General features: G+C 47.1%; 15 protein-coding genes. All 15 read left to right on the top strand.

Features of this window, described 5'->3' with window-relative positions; genetic code table 11:
* Nucleotides 1–153 precede the first annotated feature (153 nt).
* The 15 genes from ACTQ34_RS10560 (at nt 154) to ACTQ34_RS10630 (ending at nt 20,331) form a co-directional block, all read left to right on the top strand.
* Nucleotides 154–2,694, top strand: a complete 2,541-nt coding sequence (locus ACTQ34_RS10560) for an S-layer homology domain-containing protein (RefSeq protein WP_441363772.1) — start codon at nt 154–156, stop codon at nt 2,692–2,694.
* Nucleotides 2,695–2,782: 88 nt separating this feature from the next.
* Complete coding sequence (locus tag ACTQ34_RS10565) at nt 2,783–4,030, top strand: hypothetical protein (RefSeq protein WP_441363773.1); 1,248 nt, start codon at nt 2,783–2,785, stop codon at nt 4,028–4,030.
* A 352-nt stretch (nt 4,031–4,382) separates the two neighbouring features.
* Nucleotides 4,383–5,228 (top strand): tyrosine-type recombinase/integrase, encoded by an 846-nt coding sequence (locus tag ACTQ34_RS10570; RefSeq protein WP_441363774.1) that lies wholly within the window; start codon nt 4,383–4,385, stop codon nt 5,226–5,228.
* A gap of 269 nt (nt 5,229–5,497) precedes the next feature.
* Nucleotides 5,498–5,773, top strand: coding sequence for a hypothetical protein (locus ACTQ34_RS10575; protein ID WP_441363775.1), 276 nt, complete (start codon nt 5,498–5,500; stop codon nt 5,771–5,773).
* 16 nt (nt 5,774–5,789) lie between these two features.
* Nucleotides 5,790–7,184: a hypothetical protein gene (locus ACTQ34_RS10580; RefSeq protein ID WP_441363776.1), complete on the top strand. Its 1,395-nt coding sequence runs from the start codon at nt 5,790–5,792 to the stop codon at nt 7,182–7,184.
* 373 nt (nt 7,185–7,557) lie between these two features.
* Nucleotides 7,558–12,372 (top strand): BspA family leucine-rich repeat surface protein, encoded by a 4,815-nt coding sequence (locus ACTQ34_RS10585; protein ID WP_441363787.1) that lies wholly within the window; start codon nt 7,558–7,560, stop codon nt 12,370–12,372.
* A gap of 405 nt (nt 12,373–12,777) precedes the next feature.
* The gene (locus ACTQ34_RS10590; protein ID WP_441363777.1) at nt 12,778–13,182 is read left to right on the top strand and encodes a PTS sugar transporter subunit IIA; all 405 of its coding nucleotides are present in this window, start codon (nt 12,778–12,780) and stop codon (nt 13,180–13,182) included.
* Between the two features lie 52 nt (nt 13,183–13,234).
* Nucleotides 13,235–13,696 carry a PTS sugar transporter subunit IIB gene (locus ACTQ34_RS10595; protein ID WP_441363778.1) on the top strand — a complete coding sequence of 154 codons (462 nt, stop codon included), beginning with the start codon at nt 13,235–13,237 and terminating at the stop codon, nt 13,694–13,696.
* Nucleotides 13,697–13,714: 18 nt separating this feature from the next.
* Nucleotides 13,715–14,461 carry a PTS mannose/fructose/sorbose/N-acetylgalactosamine transporter subunit IIC gene (locus ACTQ34_RS10600; protein ID WP_441363779.1) on the top strand — a complete coding sequence of 249 codons (747 nt, stop codon included), beginning with the start codon at nt 13,715–13,717 and terminating at the stop codon, nt 14,459–14,461.
* 1 nt (nt 14,462) lies between these two features.
* Nucleotides 14,463–15,311 (top strand): PTS system mannose/fructose/sorbose family transporter subunit IID, encoded by an 849-nt coding sequence (locus ACTQ34_RS10605; RefSeq protein ID WP_441363780.1) that lies wholly within the window; start codon nt 14,463–14,465, stop codon nt 15,309–15,311.
* A 38-nt stretch (nt 15,312–15,349) separates the two neighbouring features.
* On the top strand, nt 15,350–16,156 hold the full coding sequence (locus ACTQ34_RS10610) for a BtpA/SgcQ family protein (protein WP_441363781.1): 807 nt from the start codon (nt 15,350–15,352) through the stop codon (nt 16,154–16,156).
* Between the two features lie 8 nt (nt 16,157–16,164).
* On the top strand, nt 16,165–17,046 hold the full coding sequence (locus tag ACTQ34_RS10615) for a class II fructose-bisphosphate aldolase (protein ID WP_441363782.1): 882 nt from the start codon (nt 16,165–16,167) through the stop codon (nt 17,044–17,046).
* Between the two features lie 9 nt (nt 17,047–17,055).
* The gene (locus ACTQ34_RS10620) at nt 17,056–18,222 is read left to right on the top strand and encodes an iron-containing alcohol dehydrogenase (RefSeq protein WP_441363783.1); all 1,167 of its coding nucleotides are present in this window, start codon (nt 17,056–17,058) and stop codon (nt 18,220–18,222) included.
* Between the two features lie 10 nt (nt 18,223–18,232).
* Entirely contained in the window at nt 18,233–19,279 is a 1,047-nt protein-coding gene (locus ACTQ34_RS10625; RefSeq protein WP_441363784.1) for a zinc-dependent alcohol dehydrogenase, read from the top strand.
* A gap of 95 nt (nt 19,280–19,374) precedes the next feature.
* Nucleotides 19,375–20,331 carry a sugar-binding transcriptional regulator gene (locus ACTQ34_RS10630; RefSeq protein WP_441363785.1) on the top strand — a complete coding sequence of 319 codons (957 nt, stop codon included), beginning with the start codon at nt 19,375–19,377 and terminating at the stop codon, nt 20,329–20,331.
* The last annotated feature ends 238 nt before the right edge of the window (nt 20,332–20,569 follow it).

The following is a 20,569-nucleotide window of genomic DNA, read 5'->3' on the forward strand; positions in this document are numbered from 1 at the left end:
TCTGGTAGGAATAGGCATATTTGTACTGAAACGGCGGGCGAAAAAGAGGATGAACCGTCAGTAAGCCTATAGAATTGCAAACCATTCGATGATTGTTGGCTCCCGACGCAGTTAATTGGTAAACAATGACGAAAAAAGGAAGGAGAGAAAACCATGAAACGAAAAATTCTGTTGTCTCTATGTCTGATGTTGGCTTTCTTCATTGGAACAGTGAGCGCGGCAGGCGCTTTCCCCTTTACAGACGTTCCATCCAGTCACTGGTCCAGAGAGTCAGTGGAATACGTCTATGATAATGGATTGATGAACGGAGAAAGCGATACTGCTTTCCGTCCTGACGGAAGTCTCACCCGCGCAATGTTTGTCACGATTTTGGGCCGAATGGCTGGAGTAGGACAGGATACCTACCCCGGCAGTTCGTTCAGTGATGTGCGGACCGGACAATGGTACAGCTCCTATGTGGCTTGGGCAGCCCGGACAGGGGTAACAGACGGCATAGGCGATGGGAAATTCTCTCCGGATGATGCCGTCACGCGAGAACAAATGGCGGCTATGATCGCCCGGTATGTAAACAGCGCGGGTTTTTCTCTCCCAGAGGCCGGCAATCCAGCTGCATTTTTCACGGATAAAGCGGATATTTCCTCTTGGGCGCAAGAGGGTGTGGAACTGATGCGCCGGACAGGCATCCTGACTGGTTATGAGGACGGCTCTTTTCAGCCGCAGGAAACCGCAAATCGCGCCGAAGCAGCCACAATGTTTATGCGTCTGGATAGAGCGTTGGAACAGAAGTCAGGTTCTGAGCTTACCACAAAAAGCCTAATGGAATACTTTTCCACAACGGATGAGATAGAAAAGGCAGGACAACCATATCTGGACAGCAAAGGATATGTTTCTATTTCCGATATCGATGAGCTGCTGGATGCTGTTGAGGCTGAGGTTAAGCATCAACAAACTCTCGATACTATTTCAGATTATGAAAGAGAGGAGCAGACCATATGGATACAGCTAGCCAGCGGAATCCAATATGTGTATTTAGCTCCGCTGGAAAACACCAGTAGTACCGGTCAGAGAGTACATATGTCTATACTCACCTATGAACCGTTTAGCCGTTGGTGGGAAACGGAAAGACCAGGCAAAAATCAGGATGTGAACGGAGAAGCTGCAACAGACGGTGTGGCAAAAGAAATTGCAGCTGCCTTTGATAATTATTCTTTCACCGAAAACTATGATGATGCCGCAGTGACTTTGGACAGCATAGAAAGCATGTCGGAAAATCAGGTAATTTTGTGGGATGGTCACGGTGATTTTACCAGTAAAACGCACGCATTTATCGCGCTGGGAGAGCAGCTGGATGAAGAAGCATTTCTTTTGAATCCGATTTACTATCTGCAAAATATGGAACACACTGCGGATTATCTGTCCGGAAGGATCATTTGCACCAATATGGAAGACCGGATTGCCATCGGCAGTGAGTACATAGAAAAATATGTATCAAGCCTGGATGGATCATTGGTATATCTTGGCGCTTGCGCAACGGGAAAGGATTCTGTATTTGCCAATGCATTTTTAAACAAAGGCGCCACTGCGGTTGTAGCAAATTCGGATACCGTATTAACAGACTATACACAGGCGATGCAGCGGGAGATTATGTCCTGCATGACCAAAGTCAATGCGAAAACAAATCAGTATTATACCTTAAGTGAAGCATTAAGCTATGCGCAGGATAAATTCGGGGATAATGATGGTTATTTGGGCGCGCGTGTTATAATTTTTGGCGGAAGCAAAGCGCAAAATTACCGTTTAGGAGATAATCGTGCAGCGGCACTTGCAGATTTGGCAGGTACTTATGAAGGCTCCTATTATGCTACGCAAGGAGAAACCGGATTGACTTTAACCATCTATGAAGAAAGCGGAAACTACCGTGCGCTGTTTGATTTTTATAATCTGCCTGGCCACACAAACGCCAAGGAAGGTTCCTATACCATGGATGTTTCGCTGACGGATAGAGGCACTTTCCGTTTTGATGCGGATCAATGGATTGAGCATCCGTCCGATTATAGTTTGCTGGATCTGGAGGGTACTTTGCACGGTGCGGTATTGTCAGGGGATTCACCTACTCCTTTTACAGTCACGAAAACCGATCAGCAAGCAACAGGTATAGGATGGAAGCAGGCTTATCGGGACTATATTGTGCAGGATATCGAGAAAACCGCTGGTAACGGCAATACAACGAGTCTTATAGATGAGGCACGCTATTTTTTGTTTGATGCCAACGGAGACAACACCCCGGAACTTTGGATTGACTATATGTTCACCTACGCGGGAAATCGGCTGTGCACCTTTTCCAATGGAAAAGTACAGGAGTTGAGTAGCTATGTTGCCGGAATTTCATATTTACCCGGAGAGGGGCTGTTCTTAGCCTCTGGAGGGCATATGGGTTATTTTTACGATGTAGTTTACCGCTTGGAGGAAGGCAGCTTCCAGACAGTGGTTCGCGGGGATTATCAGATAGTAGATGACAACGGAGTGTCTGTTCCGGAAAATGAATATCGTTATACTTGGAATGGTCAGGCCGTAGCAAAGGAAGATTATGAGGAAAATCTCCGGAATGCTTTTGAAACCAGTCGCGCAGTCGCTCTTTATGACAGCCAAGAGGGACAAACATATGCAGACATACTGAAACAACTGAATACCTGAAAAAGTATTTGAAATTGTCAACAAAGTAAATTATAGTAACAGTATCAAAGTATCTTTTTCCGGATAACGTTGTGCAGAGGAGAAAATCATGTTGAAAAAAACATTTATCGCAGCGGCAATCAGTCTGTTAACCTTCATTTCTTTTGCAGGTGCAGCGGAAACAGCCGAACTTTCTCAAAATATGATTTTAGTAGATGGTGAAGCACAGAATGTTTCTGCATACATGATACAGGGAAATAATTATTTCAAGCTTCGGGATTTTGCTGCGCTTGTAAACGGAACAGAAAAACAGTTTCAGGTTGAGTGGGACAGCGCAAGTCAAGCTATCCGCATGACATCGGAAATGCCATATACCATGGTTGGTGGTGAGTTATCCAACAGCAATATCCAAAGCCAGAAGGCATATGAGGCTACAAGTGCGATTTATTTGGATGGTGAGCAAATTGCATTTACTGGCTACAGCATAGCAGGAAATAACTATTTTAAGCTCCGTGATATGGCAAAACGTTTTAATATCGGTGTTGAATATGATAATCAAACCGGTCAGGTACAAATTTTAACAGACCAATCCTATACAAAAACCGCGGCGGAAAACGAAGCAAGCAAAAGAGCGCAGGCCTATCTATCAGTAATAGATAAATTAACCAATCAGTACGGTGAAATGAGAAAACTCAGTGGAGGAAAAGCAGTAAGCGGTTTGGTGACTGCAATGCTGGTTGATTTCGATTCGGATGGCAATCCGGAGCTGGTATGTGGTTATGCGGATGATGATCTCAATAAAATGGGTCGAAATTTGAATAGTTATCTATCTGTTTATCATTGGAACGGATCAACGGCAGAAAAGATAACAAATCAACGGGCAGCATATTTGTATAGCGGAAATGGCGATCCGACTTATTTTTCTTATGGGTCGATTGAACTGTATGAAGAGAGTGGGAAAATTTACAGTTATACCAGCAGTATCGGTGACTGGGCACTGATACAAGCCAATTCCGGAGACCGGCACTGGACAGAGAAATTGCAAACCGTGCAGAATGGTAAATGGGTTGATGCTCTTAGCGTTGATTGTACGATAAAATGGATGACCAATCCGATTGGCGAACTGTTTACCATGCAGGACAATATGACGGGAGCAACTTATCAATTCATGGGAAAAACCGTGGTGAGTGGAAATCAAGAGCAGGCCAACGCACTGGACAATCGATTGGAATATATCAAATCAAATCTGAAGACATATGCAATCGATCCTCCGATGCAGAAATTTGATTCTTTGCATTATGAAGATACACCATCAGTGAAACAAACGGTGCTTTTGCTCCAATTACAAGCCTTGTAAGTGATTCGTTTCATAAATGCTGTTAGGTCATATTTACGGCTTATTCAATGAAAATGTCTTATGAATTTGGCGGTGGATTTCCGACACTTGCTGGCTGGTTACGTCTGACTCGAACAGAGTTATGCACATCATAAAACCGGACAGCAATGTAACTACCGTAATTGAAAAGACCGCATAATCTTGTGAGAGAATATAAAAATCCGGCCAATGGCCGGATTTTTATTTGCATAAACTGTTCGAAAAGTAAAAGTTATTGAATTAATTTATTACGATTTTCAGATGTTTTGATTTTTACAGAACGCAAAATATAAGATACAATAGTGGCATATCTTTGGGATTGGAGGAAAATCGGATGAGCGAACGCAAAATCACCCCGGAACAGATTAACGCCTATCGTCGTCACCTGCTCACCGAGGAACGCAGCGAAGCGACAATCGAAAAATATGTACGCGATACCAACGCATTTGTAACTTGGCTGAACGGCAGAACGGTCACAAAAGAACAGGCAATCGCATGGAAAGCCTGCCTTGTGGCACAACACTATGCGCCAGTTACCATCAACGCGATGCTTTCTGCGCTCAATGGTCTGTTCCAGTTCTTGGGGTGGGATGAATGCCGCGTTAAATTTTTGAAAATTCAGAAAAAGATGTTTCAAGACACGCAGCGGGAGCTGAGCCGGGCAGAATATGAGCGATTGCTGGCAGCGGCAAAAACGCGCGGCCAGGAACGGCTTGCCCTGCTGATGGAAACCATCTGCGCCACGGGGATTCGTGTGAGCGAGATTCAATATATCACAGTGGAAGCAGCCCGGCAACGGCAGACGCAAATTGCCCTAAAAGGGAAAATCCGCGTCATTCTGCTGCCCAAAAAACTTTGTAAAAAGCTGCTGCAATATGCAAAAGGGCAAAAAATAACTTCCGGTAAGATATTTCTTACCAGAAGCGGTCATGCAATCAATCGGAAACAGATTTGGGCAGAAATGAAGGCATTGTGCACTGCGGCAGGAGTCCAGCCCTCCAAAGTGTTTCCCCATAACCTGCGCCATCTGTTTGCTACGCTTTTCTATCGGATCTGCAAGGATATCGCACTGCTTGCGGATGTGCTCGGTCATTCCAGTGTGGAAACTACGAGGATCTATCTGCTGGCTTCCGGGAAGGAACATATCCGGCAGATCGAACGACTGGGCCTTATCATATAGGACGGAATCAATATTTTGTCTCTACTTTTTGCTGAGCAGCAACCAATGAAAAGTAGTTCAATCGTGTATAGTTTACCATTAAATTCTGCTTTGCGCAAGATTTTCCTTTTGTTAGGCATAATAACACTGAGTCGAGGGTCAAAACGCACCCCCGACTCTTTTTTTTGCACCCAAAAATTTATGGGAAATACTTGAAAACCAAAAAAATCTGTCAAATCACCTCTTTTATATAGACAAAATATTGATTCTGTCATGAAGGAGGTGGTTTTATGTTTGGTCGCTCCGCATCGCTGATGGAGACGCTGGCAAAAGAGGCTGGTTGCACCATGTTATCTGACCTATGCTTTTTGATGCCTATCGAGAAACAACGTCAGGCACAGAAGATCAGATTCATTTCCAGCGACGCGTTCAGCCTGCGGGAGTGGAATGATGCACTGCACTACCTCGCACACGAGCCGTCGGCTTCTTCATCACAGGAAGCCCGCATGCGCCTGATTGCGTATCTGAACCAATCAGCAAGAAAAAATCCTGATATTGCAGGATAAGAAAGGAGAAAATCGAATGAAAAAACGATTGCTGGCCGGATTGCTTTCCTTGTGTATGATTTTTGGGTTACTTCCGGTTTCTGCTATGGCGGCTGATCCATCGGGAGATGGGGATGCCACAAACAGTGTGGAGCAAACCAGCGTGGAAGTAAAATATACAGACACACAGCGCTCGAAAGCAACCATTACCTATCACAAAAAAGGAATAGCAGCCAATCCCTTCAATGTGATTTTTCTGGTGGATACCTCACGACAAGGTCAAAATTCCCATCAGGCTTTCGAGCAAATGATGCGCGACAGCGGTATGAGCTACATCTATGACTATGATGCAGCTTCCACCGTTCAGCTCATCGGCTATCAGCAAAGCATTATGGAAAACACCGGAATTCTGGATACCAAAGCGGATCTTACCGGCAAATTTGGACAACACGGTGTTTCCGGCGAAGGTACAGCCAATGAGCCGTTGGCACTGCAAACGGCCACACAGGCGGTCAAGGCAGCTCACGACGCAAACGATTATCCGACTGTGGTATTCTGGGTGCTGGGCAAGGAATTTGGCTCGACCGATACCACCGCCATTGAGGAAAATCTAAAAGCGTTGGATAATGAATTGAAGGACGGCACAGATGCTTTGGTCACCTGGCAGTATGCCGACTCGCCAAATGAACTGCTGTCCCAATACGCCACGCAGCATGCCGAAGCACATGGTGACCCCAATCAAAAGGCGCCGGCTGCTCATGCTGCGAATGACGTGATTCTGATGCAAGAGGAAATGGCGGCTGATCTGGAAGAGATCGTTCACGACCATTACCACAACATCCATTTTTCGCTGGAGTTGGATAATAATCAAACCTTGGTGAAGAAAATTACCGGCGTGCGGTATGAAGCCAGCAGCTCCATGGCCAGCCTGACTACCACGCTTCGAGAGGATGGCAAGGGCGTGGATGTCACCATCGAGCGGCAATGCCGTCAGATCGATCTGGATTTTATTTTGGATGTCGAGTTGGACACCAGCGTCTACGAAGAGCAGACTGTTATTCCCACAGGGAAAATTATCGCGGACCACGATGGCAACAATGGTGGTTTGCATACCGGTCTGTTTGATGAACAGATTGAATATGGTCTGGAACTGGATTTGCCCTCGGTCGAAATGGATCGCACAGCACATGACATTGCCTTCCAGAACGCGGACGGAGTAAGTAATATTACCAACAAGCTCGCCGGCGAAAGTGTCACGTTGCCGATGGGGGATGATACTCGCGCAGGACGGTTCTTCCTTTGGCGGCTGGACTGTGGTTTCCGGCGCCAATTACGGCCGTCATTATGCCCCCGGCGAAATCATCTCCATGCCGGATGGCAACATGACGCTCGAACCGTCGTTTGGTCATGTGGAGGTCAATTTGGAGATTGACTATGAGAAGGGTGAGATGCCAAGATATGGCAATCAGATGGGTTCTTTTAATTTTCAAAATTCAAATCCATTGGACTTTACCGGTGTTACACTGCCCAATAACGGCGGCACAATTGCCAAGGACAGTGTAGTAAGTGTTCAGGTTATTAACTTTACGCCTCAATATGACACCATTCCACCAGAACAGCAGACCGTTGATCCACTCAGAGTAAATTTGACGAATGTAAACGATGCCGTTTATGCCCGTTATATTGGTGCGACAGAAAACGACAAGGTTGTTGCATACCTTGTTCCAAACAAATCCCAAAATAACAAATATGATATGATTATCGCCGGACCTGGCGGAGTAAAAGCACCACAAGACTGTTCATATATGTTTTCGGGTCAGTTGCAGGTCTCTCCTTGGACAGAACTATGGGCATCCTATGTTGAAACGATCTCATTAAAATCTTTGGATACTTCTGACGTGACAAATATGAAGTACATGTTCAACTACTGTCCTCGTCTGACAAGTCTAGATTTAGGAGACAATTTTAACACCTCCAAAGTCACAGATATGTCTTGTATGTTTAACTTCTGCTCGAATCTAACCAGCCTAAACTTGAGTAAATTCGACACTTCCAACGTGACAAACATGCGTACTATGTTCCAGAGTTGCGAAAACCTCGTGACGTTGGATTTAGGAGATGATTTTGACACTTCCAAGGTTACAGATATGTCTTATATGTTCTCCGGCTGTTCAAAGCTTAATAGTTTAGATGTGAGCCAATTTAACACTTCCAACGTGACGGATATGCATGCTATGTTTCAAAGCTGCTCGAGTCTAAACAGCTTTGCTTTTGGGGAGGAATGGGACACCTCCAAGGTTACAGATATGGGATGGATGTTTGCACGCTGCTCGCCCTGGTCTAACCTAGATGTGAGTGACTGGGACACTTCTAGTGTGACGGATATGTCGAATATGTTCTACGTCTCTAACTTGACTAGCTTGGATCTGAGTGACTGGGACACCTCAAAGGTAAAAAAAATGTATGAGATGTTCTCTGGCTGCCAGAACCTGTATAATCTGGATGTGAGCGGCTGGGACACTTCCAGTGTGACAGATATGAGTTTTATGTTTAGTAGTTGCTCAAATCTAAGCAGTTTGACCTTTGGGGATAAATGGAATATCTCCAAGGTAGTAACCATGGAATCTATGTTTGCCTACTGTTCAAATCTTACTAGTCTGGATTTGAGCAAATGGGATACCTCTAACGTGGGGAATATGTACAGCCTGTTCCAAGGTTGCAGGAGCCTAACCAGTCTGGATTTAAGCAACTTTGACACATCTAACGTGCAGACTATGTATTCAATGTTCAGTGGTTGCTCGAATTTAGAAAGCCTGACCTTTGGGGACAAATGGAACACCTCCAAGGTTACGGATATGTACCAAATGTTCTACAATTGCTATAATCTGAAAACACTGAATTTTGGAAAAAACTTTAGCATTTCAAATGTTACAGATATGTCCGACATATTTTCTGGTTGCTCTAACCTTGAAACCATAGATGGTATAGGACTAGGAAGTAATAATATTATAAGTAGTTTTTCCGGTCTTTTCTCTGGCTTAACAAACCTCAAGAATGTCACTTTCAATGTTCCCAAAGGTGGTGCAACGTTCACTAAACTTGCAACCATGCAGAATATGTTCTCTGATTGCTCAAGTTTAGAGAAAGCAGACCTTGGAAACTGGATTTTACCTAATTTGACGAATACGAGTTCCATGTTCTCCGGCTGCTCCAGCCTAACAAACATTGATCTATCCTGGTCTGGAATCAAAGCAACACAAAACAATTATTCGATAACCGATATGTTCAAGGGTGTGCCCTCAAGCGCTTCTCTGGAAATTGGTTCAGATAATTCCCAGATGCTGCTGGCCATTCGTGATGCATTCTCCAGTATCACAACAAGCGGACAGGCATTGTCCCAAACCAATGAACTGACGACTGCTCCTAACGCCGCTCCTGCACTGCCGGAGCAAACTCCGAGCGTTTCCGAACCGACCCCGGAGGAGACTCCTGACGTTGCAGATCCGACTCCGGAAGAAACCCCAAGCGTTTCTGAACCGACCCCGGAAGAAACCCCGAACGTCTCCGAGCCGACTCCGGAGGGAACCCCGAGCGTTTCCGAGCCGATCCCGGAGGAAACCCAGAATGACGAACCGCAGACACCTGCGAATGACACCTCGGAAGCGGTAAGCCAGCCGCAGGATGGAAACCAGTCTGCTTCGGTGGAGGAAACAACGCAGCCTGCAGAAGAATTCGAGGTAGTGCCGCTTAGCGCGACTGCCCCCGCCTTGGCACGGGCAGTACCCACTGCAGAGGGAAATGAATCCGTGTATGTTCACCCGGATATGGTAAGCGCAGGCGATAAAATTACTTACAAGGTAACCGTCAAATATGTGGGTGATGTTGGTGTAAAATCTGGCCGCATTACGCTCAATTTCCCTATTCCCGAGGACATTCAGCAGTTCCAAGGGGATAAAGACGATCCCGACCACACCAATGCGGACTGGTATGTGAGCACCACAGAAATCAAGGACTCTGGCTCACCTACCGGCTACAAGGGTGGCCGTGTAGTAGAAGAGCCCAAAGTGGTGGAAGTTGGCGGCAGCGGTTCCGGTCAGTATGCCCTTCAAGGCGTTTTCGAGGGACTTTATACCGGCACAGAAGTCACCGTCAGCCTTATGACAACGGTGCAGAAGAAGGAGGATCAGGACTATAACACAGAAGGTTATGCCTTCTGGGATGGCACCGCCTATGTCACCGACAGCGCCGGTACATCTGCATCTCAAACCGTCCGCTTATGGAATCAGAAGAATGCCGGTGGTGATGGTGGTACGCCGCCAACTACGACCGCGTACCAGTTAAGCTATGTCTTTACCGGTGACGTGCCAAGTGATGCGGCACTTCCTGCCACCACCGCGGTAGACAGCGGAACAAGCATCAAAGCTGCGGCGAAACCGAACACCACTCTGCAAGGCTACACCTTTGACGGCTGGTATCGCTCTGATACCAACCAAAAGGTTACTCCGGATAGTTCGTTCAATATGCCAAGCTCCAACTTGACATTGACTGGCAAATGGACTCTTGATGATGCACATACGCAGAAAATTACGGTCAAGTATGAATACACCACAAACAATGATGCTAAACATATACCAGACGGTGCACCTGCACTGCCAGGTGAACAGACGGTAAAAATAGGTCAGACACACTACATTCAGAGGATCGATGAAGATGCAGACCATCATATATTCGGTGGCTGGACACCTACTTTGTCAGTAGACGGCATAAATGTTCCTTTGACCAAGCAGTCGGACGGCACCTATCAGGATGATAGCAGCACCTATTCCATCGACATTGCGAATGGTACACTATCCACTGACCAGTTTAAGGATAAATCCAATGTAGTTGTAACATTCAGCGGTCCTTGGACGCCCTATACCGGCACCATCCATTTTGATGCCAACGGTGGCGAGGACACCATGAACGACATGACCAACGTCACTTGGGACACCACAAAAACTTTGACAGCGAATGGTTTTACTTATCCGGATAGCAATTACACATTTGTGGGCTGGGCAAAAACACCTTCCGGCGCTGTGGTAAAAGGCGACCAAGCCAGAGCTGACGGATTGATTGATCAGAATGGTAAGACGGTTACGCTCTATGCTGTATGGAAACGCGGTAGCTACGGCGTTGGATATAATTTAAACCATGTAACAAGTAGTAATACGGATACGACAGTCGCTCTGGGAGGAAGCTATTCCACCACCCTGACGGCAGACAGCGGCTATAAAATGAACGATGTTTCTATTACCATGGGTGGCGTTTCCATCACCAATACTGCTTACAATGCATCCACTGGTGAGGTATCAATCAACAACGTCAGCGGCAATATCATCATCAAAGCAGAGGCAATTACGAACAGCGGTTCTGGTGAAGATACTGGAAAACACCCTGTCAATGTAGATTCTACTGGTAAGGGTACAGCCACTTCTGACAAAACAGAAGCTGCTGCTGCCGAAACGGTAACCATCACCACAAACGGCACAGTAGATAAAATCACTGTAACCGATAAGAACGGAAATGATATTACTATTACTGATAAGGGCAATGGCAACTATACATTTGAAATGCCCGATTCAGAAGTCACTGTCAAGGTAGAGTTTGACAAAGGAACGGGTGGCGGTTCCGGTGGCTCCGGCGGTGGCGGTGGCGGAGGCGGCAGCTCTGTTACCGATAAATACCCTGTTCATGTTGAGGATACCGGCAACGGCACCGCAACTTCGGATAAGCAGGAAGCTGCACCGGGCGAGGTTGTCACGGTCGATACCAACGGCACAGTAACCGATATCACAATTGTGGACAAGGATGGAAATGAAGTGCCGATTACCGACAACGGCGACGGATCGTTCACCTTTGAGATGCCGAATTCCGAGGTAACGGTAAAGGTTGAATTTGAACCGCTTCCCGAAGTGGCAGATCCGAATGACACCGGCGTTGCGGATTGGCTCGACACCGTCAACCATAATTCCTATCTGAATGGTTATCCGGACGGGACCTTCCAGCCCGGCGGCAACATGACCCGTGCGGAAGTGGCGCAGATGTTCTACAATCTGCTGCTGAACAAGGATGTTGCGATCACCGTATCGTTCAGTGATGTGAATTCGGAACGCTGGTACGCTACGGCGGTGAATACACTGGCGTCCCTCGGCATCATCACGGGTGTGGGAAATGAAAAGTTTGCACCCGAACGAGCGATCACACGTGCGGAATTTACGGCCATTGCCATGCGTTTTGCCAAGCTGGACAAGACCGGCATCAATATTTTCTCGGATGTGCAGGAAAGCGACTGGTTCTACGATTATGTGATTGGCTCCATTCAATACGGCTGGATTACCGGTTATTCAGATAGTACGTTCCGACCCAATAACACGATTACGCGTGCGGAAGTCACGACGATAACCAACCGCATGTTGGGACGCGCGGCAGACGAAACCTATGTTGGAAACAACAGTTCTTCCCTGCGCTCGTTTGCGGATGTAACCGGCACGCATTGGGCGTACTATCAGATCGTGGAAGCCACGAACAGTCACGAATTTGAGAAAGCAAATGGTGCGGAGACTTGGAAGAATCTCAAATAAGGTTTCGGTATATTTTCTTATTTAGCGTAACGGACTGAGCAAAAAAATGGTTGGCGATTTTTCTATAAACGGCAACCCATAGAATCGTCAAAGGTCAAATGCCCCCTGATGCAGGAAAAATGAGAGTACTGCATCAGGGGGCATTTCCATTGGAGAAAAAACGGATTAAGTTCTGCATAATAGGCTCAAACCATCCGATTGTATAAAGCTGAAAACCATAGCAGAACACTCATTGAGAAAATCTTATCAAGTTGTCGATTTGTACAGAAATATATAATAGATATTTTATAAAATAGAGAAAAATAAATAATTGATTGGAATGTGTTGACTTGTATTTTATTTGGTTGTACACTCTGTTTGTAACATAAGTAATGTAGTATTACAAATGTAACGATTGGAGGAAATATGGGAAAGGTAATCATTTTAACGCATGGAGAGCTTGCGACATCTTTGTATGAATCAACGGGGATGTTCATCGCGGACCGCACCGGACTGGAAGCACTTGGACTGGGTGTGGATATTGAAGCATTCCGAACGTCACTGCGGAAGATGTTATTGGAGGATGCAGAAACAGATTTCCTGATTCTTGCGGATCTGTTTGGCGGTACGCCTTTTAATATTGCGGCATCGTTAATCAGCGAAGTGAAGGAAAAGGGTAAAAATATGGAGGTGATTACGGGTGTAAACCTTCCCATGTTGCTGGAGATCGTTCCATTAATTCTCGAAATGCCATGTCAGGAATTGAAAAAAATTGCATTGGAGGTTGGTACGGAGGGAATACGGGATTTAATGGCGGAACTTTCCAGATAGATCGGAACGAACAACGGGTTGAAATTTTTTATTTGCAGAATGGAGGGAAAACATGGAAGCAGTATTGTATCGAATTGATGAAAGATTGATTCATGGACAGGTAATGGTGGCCTGGCAGGCTAAGACCGGTGCCAACACAGTTGTTATTGTGGATGATGTGGCTGCACATGATGCGTTTATGCAGCAAGTTTACCAACTGGCTGCACCTAGTAACATCAAGGTAGAAGTGGCGGAAGTACAGCAGTTTAGAGAAATGATGCGGGAGAAAGATGGGAAAAATGCCATCATCTTATTCAAAGGTCCAATGGAAGCATGGGAGGCCCTGCATGAAGATGTCGAAATTGGAGAATTGATCGTTGGCAATGTGGCGACTACGCCGAAAAGAACGAAATATACCAAATACGCCTATATGAGCGAAGAGGAAAAAGATAAGTTGGCTGATTTACAGCAATTGGGCTGGAAAGTGAATATGCAGCTGCTTCCAGATGACACCAAGACCGAATTTAAACGATAGAATGGGGATGAAACGAGTATGAGTCAAGTTTTGATGGCGGTAATTGTTGCACTGATCACTTGGTATGTAGCGACAGCGATGCCGATGTTTTTGCGGTGGTCATTCTATTTGGGCGGTCCGCTGGTTGGCGGGCTGGTGTGCGGAATCTTATTTGGCGATATCACCTACGGCTTGCAGGTCGGCGCAACCATTCAGCTTGCTTATTTGGGCGCCATTGCTGTTGGCGGCACATTGCCCAGCGAACTTGCAATCGCGGGTTATCTTGGCACGGCGCTTACCATGTCCGCCGGATTGGCGGCAGAAGCGGGCCTGACCGTTGCAGTGGCACTTGGTTCTTTGGGTTTGCTTTGCCGTAATGCCTATATGACGCTGAATTCTATCGTGGTGCATAAGGCAGACCAATATGCTGCGGAAGGCAATGCAAAAATGGTCCGTATTATGAATCAATATGGTTCTCAGGTAGTACCGTTTCTCTGCTATTTCATTCCCAGCTTTTTGGCGATGTACCTCGGTTCGCAGGCGATTGAAAAGCTGATGGAACTGATTCCTGCAAAAATCATTACCGCGCTTGGTGTGACCGGCGGATTGATTCCGGCGCTCGGCATTGGTTTGCTGCTGACTTATGTATGGGATAAAAAGTTTCTGCCTTACGCCGTTATCGGCTTCTTCCTGGTTGCCTATCTCAATGTGAATATTATGTTTGTAGCAATCCTTGGCGGATGTATTGCAGTGCTCTACATGTTTGCAAGAAAAAAGGAGGGTTAACGTGAATACAGAAAACAAGGCAACTCTGCCGGAACAGGAAAAAAGATTACTCAATCGAAAGGATTTGCTGAAGACCTGGTGGAGATGGATATGCTGGGCGCAGCGATGCTATAATTACGAGCGATTGATGGGCCTTGGTTTTTGTCAGGCGATCAGTGCAGTGGTGGAAAAGCTGTTTTCCAGCAAAGAGGATCGCGCGGAAACCCTTAGCCGGCATATGCGGTTCTACAACACGGAAAATAACTGGGGCGCCATGATTCTAGGCGCAACATGCGCGTTGGAAGAGGAGCGCGCCATGGGACATGATGTTGCGCCGGATATGATTGACAGCATGAAAAATGCATTGATGGGCCCTCTGGCAGGCATAGGTGATTCTGTAACGCAATCGATTGTCAAGGTAATTCTGCTGGGTATCTCCATCAATCTGGCAACCGAGGGCAACGTGATTGGTCCGATTCTGTATATCGTGGGGTTTACGGCATATGCGCTGATTGTCAGTTATTTTTCCTTTTTCTCGGGCTATCAGATGGGTCGAGGCGCCGTTATGAAACTGCTGGCGTCGGATACCACGAAAAATGTGACGGATGCGCTTAAAATCGTCAGTATGATTGTAATCGGCGCGCTTGCCGCCGGCAATATCAAGGTAAATACCATTGTTTCCGGTACGTTTGGTGGCTCTGAAGTGGTGTTGCAGGACGTTCTGAACAGCATTCTTCCGTGTCTGATGCCGTTGGCGGTACTGGCATTGGTCATCTATCTGCTGAAGAAAAAACAGAAGTCTTCCGTATTTGTTTTGCTGACACTGTTTGTAATCGGCTTTGTATTAACCTTTGTGAACTTCCTTGGATAATTGCTTGTTTAAAACCACAAATAAGGAGACGGTATTGTATGAATTGGATGGATAATCACAGAAAGATATTCAAAACAGATAAGCCCATCATCGGTTGTGTGCATTTGGCGGCGTTGCCGGGCACACCGCATTATGACAGTACGTCAACGCTCCGGGAGCAGGTTGCCCGCGCAAAGCGCGAAATACGCGCACTGCAGGATGCCGGGTTTGATGCCATTGTCTTTGCCAACGAAGGGGACAGACCGTATTTATCCAAAGTTGGTCCGGAAGTCATTGCGTGCTATACCCGCATTGTTTCGCAAGCGCTGGATGCCGTGGAGATTCCATACGGCTGCGGTGTTTTGGTGGATCCATACGCGGCGATTTCGATTGCAAAAGCGATTGATGCACAGTTCATCCGCGCTTATATCAGTGGTGTTTATGCGGATATGTGTGGTCTGACACAATATCATCCCGGAGATATCATGCGGTTTCGTCGTAATATCCATGCGGAAAACGTCAATATCTATTGCTATTGCGATGCGCATGGCGGTACTTCTCTGGATACACGCAGTCAGTCGGATATGGCAGACACAGCATTTAGCGTGCTGGATCCGGCAGGTGTTCTGGTTCCGGGCCAACACGCAGGACTGGCGCCGGATTTCAGCGAAGTGGAACAGATTAAGAACCGTTTTCAGGACAGGCCAATCATGATTGCAAGCGGCGTCACGCCGAATAATATCAAGGAAGCCTTACGGATTTCAGACGGCATGGTGGTTGGCACCTTTGTCAAAAAGGACGGCATCCTGTGGAATGAAGTCGATCCGGAACGTGCCAAGAGATTTATTGATGCAGCGAAAGGATAAGGATACATATGCTGGTAGCAATCGATAAAATTTTAAATGCGGCTAAAAAAGGAGGCTATGGCGTTGCAGCGCCCGATGCGTATAACAGCCCTTCGGTACAGGGATGCTTTCAGGCTGCGCTGAATTTGAAAGCACCGCTGATTATTTCCTGTCTTGGCACGACCAATATGGAGGAAACCGCCGAAGTAACAAAATTTTATGCCAGAAAACATCCGGAAGCCGTTGTAGCGCTGCATTTGGATCATGGCGGACCGTTTGAAGAAATCATGCGCGCGCTTCGATGCGGATACAGCTCGGTCATGATTGACCGATCCAAGCTGGTTTTTGAAGAAAATGTGCGCGAAGTGCGCGAAGTGGTAAAAATCGCACATGCGATGGGCGTCACCGTGGAGGCGGAACTGGGACACGTCGGAACCGGTTCGGAATATGAAGAAACGCGTGACAGCGGCCTGACCCATCGTGAGGAAGCAAAGCGGTTTGTCGAGGAAACCGGTGTGGATGCATTGGCGGTGGCAGTCGGCACATCGCACGGCGTATATAAAGGTACGCCGCGACTGGAATTTGATTTGCTGCGGGATATTGCCGGACTGGTCCCTGTGCCGCTTGTTCTGCACGGCGGTTCCGGCACCGGAGACGAGAATCTGAAAAAATGTATCGAATGCGGCATTCAGAAAATCAATTTGTTTACGGATATGGCAGATCCGGCTGGAGAGGCCATGGCATGCTTCATGCGCGGGGAATCCAGTGATGATGCTGACATTGCGGCGGCATTGGACATGTACGCGGGCAAAAAGAAAAACTTCAATGTTGCTCCCATGGTGGGAACAGAGGTATACCGGCGGAAACTGGAGCACTATATTCGACTGTTTGGTTCGGACGGAAAGGCGTAAGAAAAGCATATGAGAAATTTTAAGTTTCAAAATGCAACTAAAATTATTTTTGGACGCGGTATGGCATCCTGTGTGGGAGAAGAAATTCTTCCCTATGGAAAGCGGGTGCTGTTCCATCATTATGGCGATGAGTTCATCCGCAATTCTGCAATTTATCAGACAGTCATCCAGTCTTTACAGGATCAGGGCCTGGAAATTGTGGAACTGACCGGCGTACAGCCCAATCCGGTGCTCAGTAAGGTGCGGGAAGGCATCGAAATCTGCAAACGGGAAAAAATTGATTTTATTCTTGCGCTGGGCGGAGGCAGTGTCATTGATTCAGCCAAAGCAATTGGTCTGGGTGCTACATACGACGGTGATGTTTGGGACCACTACACAAAAAAGCATGTCATTCAAACGACGCTGCCGGTTGGCGTTGTGCTGACCATTCCGGCAACCGGCAGCGAATCCAGTGCAGGTTCTGTTATCACCAATGAAGACGGCCATATTAAGCTGCTCGGCTCGAACGGACATACAAGACCGGTGTTTGCCATTATGGACCCGGAAGTGACTTTTACGGTACCTCGGTATCCGATGGCCGTTGGCGGAGTAGATATGATGAGCCATGTGATGGAGCGATACTTCACCGCCGAGCCGCATGTGGAGCTGACGGACCGGTTATGCGAAGCAACGCTGCGCACAATTATCCACAATCTTCCGTTGACATTGGAAAATCCAACCGATTATGATGCGCGCGCAGAAATCGTTTTTGCAGGCAATCTGGCGCACAACGGGCTGCTCGACTGCGGCCGTGTTCCGGATTGGAGTTGTCATTTCATCGGGCATATTTTAGGCGGCTTTACCAATCTGGCGCATGGCGCGACGCTGTCCATTTTAACGCCTCATTGGATGGAATATGTTTATAAAGAACATGTGGATAGATTTGCACAATTTGCTGTCCGTGTGTGGGATATCGCATACGACGAAGCCCATCCGGAAAAAACGGCAGAGGCAGGCATTGCCGCGCTGCGCGATTTCTGGAGAAGCCTGGATGTGCCGCTCACATTGACAGAAGCAGGGGTAACCTGTGACAGATTGGAAGAAATCGCTGCGCTGGTAACCGAAGACGGTCCTATCGGCGGGATGCGTAAGCTGGATAAACAGGATGTTCTGAATATTTTGCAGGCAAGCGTTTAGGAGGGTAGCTATGGAAATCAAAACCATGCGGTTTGGTGTGCTGACGGAAAAAGGGCATGCAGAAGTGAGAGAGCGTCCTTTGCCGGAAATAGGGCCGGATGAAGTTCTGGTCAAGCAGGACGCATGTAATATTTGCACGACGGATTACCAGCAGTGGCTGGGGCTGCGGGAAGGACGCGGCTATCCGATGGCAAGCGGACATGAAAGCGCGGGCACGGTTGTAGCGACCGGCGAGAAGGTGCTGGATCTGAAACCCGGCGATCATGTTGCGCTGGCCTACGTCACGTGCGGAATTTGTGATGGATGCAAACGCGGCCGCGGATGCGATAATAACGAAATTGGGCCGAAAAAAATCAGTCCGGACGGATATCGCGGTATGTTTGCCTATGCGGATTATGCCGTTCGCCCTGCACGTGCTCTGATTAAAATGAATCCATCGCTTTCCCCAAGCGAGGCGGCATTTATGGAACCTCTGGCTGCAGTGGTGAAGGGGTTGGAGAAACTGCGAGTCAAGCCGCTCGAAACCGTAATCGTGGTTGGCGCCGGAACCATGGGACTGTTGAATGCACAGGCGGCGCGTGCGCTGGGATGCAGAGTGATCGTCTCTGAACTGATGGAGCATAAGCTGCGTGTTGCCCGGGAAATGGGTTTTGAAGTGATTGACAGCAGCGCCAGCGATCCGGTGCAGGAAATCATGCGGCTGACGGACGGAAAAGGTGCGGACGCGGCCGTTCTGGCAGTGGCAGCGACCAAGGTAAACCAGCAGGCGCTGGATTTGGTCAAACATTTGGATGGCCGCATCCTGTTTTTCGGTGCAGCCTATCCGGCACCCGCTATCGATATTGATTCCAATGTCATTCATTATCGCCGTCTGGAACTCATCGGCACATTCGGTGCGGATTTGAAAGATTTCTGTACGGCGGCAGATATGCTCAATTTAGGAGTCGTGAAGGTGTCGCAGCTGATTGAAAAAAACAAGTATCCGCTGGATAAAATTCAGGACGCATTCGCGGAAGCGGCCACACCCGGCAAATTCCGTGTGAGCGTATTGCTGTGATTATGGAAAGATTCTGCTGATTTGCTTGAACAATGGTTGCATTTTCCATATGTATTGTTTAGAATATAGATAGTAAAGGTGCTGGGGGAATCGGCATGAAGGATAAAAAACTGACAGATGCACAGATTTCAGAATTTACCCGCGTTGCACACTACTATTACAAAGAGGGATGTACACAGGAGCAGATCGCACAACGAATGAATATGTCACGGCAGAGAGTGAACCGGATTTTGGCGGATTGCCTGGAAAGCGGTATTGTGCATATTACCATCAATCCCAATCCCAGCACAACACTGCTGGAATTGGAGACTCGCTTAAAAGAAAAATTCGGATTGCTTGACATTCGTGTTGTAGACATCGCCAGCGAACAGGATGCGTTCCGTGATTTGGGTGCAGCGGCCGCACAATACCTGTCTACCATTCTGCGGGACAATGATGTCATCGGGCTGACACGCGGAAATACATTGGCGGCAATGGCAGAACAAATGCCCTCTCTACATAAGAAAAATGTAACTGTGGTGCAAATGCTGGGCAGCCGAAACAGCGAACCGCAAAATACTGCAGCAAATGAAATTGTCCATAATATTTCAAATCGATTGGGTGCAAAACCGTTCATGTTGTTTGCACCAATTATTGTGAGCAGTGCGGAAATGAAAAAGTCATTGCAGCAAGAACCGAGTTTCATTGACACCTATCATGTGATTCAGTCCTGCAATATCGCTGTGGTTGGTATTGGCGCATACGAAAGTGTGGATTTACGGTACTCCTTTGTAGGCGTAGATATCCATGATATTGCCGTTTTGGAAGAGGGACAGCAACTGACTGGCGAAGTTGGTTCGCATCTGTTTGATCAGGATGGAAAGCGCGTTGTAAACCGCTATCGGGATAGGATTATTGCAGTCGAATTACCTGATTATCTCCATATTCCGGTGCGAATCGGAGTGGCTGGACTTCCTGACAAAGCCAAAGCCATATATGCGGCTATAAAAGGAAAATATATCAATGTTTTAATCGTAGATACACATACAGCCGCTATGCTATGTGAGATGTGAGCAAAAAACGGAAAAATGAAATCTCATCAAGAGTGACGCAATATCGGCAGCGTCACTCTTTATTATTAGATATGTTTATGGTGTCAGACCTTATTCGGACATTTGGTAGTATGAAAGCGGAACCAGAGGTCAGGTAGAATAAGTTTCGCAAAAACAAAAAAGACATGGTTTGCAGATCTTTGGTAGAATGAAGTCGCGACACACCATTCGAAAGGAGACAGCAAACCATGTCCGAGAA

Origin of the sequence: Agathobaculum sp. LCP25S3_E8, from assembly GCF_052117165.1 — a bacterium.
GTDB lineage: Bacteria > Bacillota > Clostridia > Oscillospirales > Butyricicoccaceae > Agathobaculum.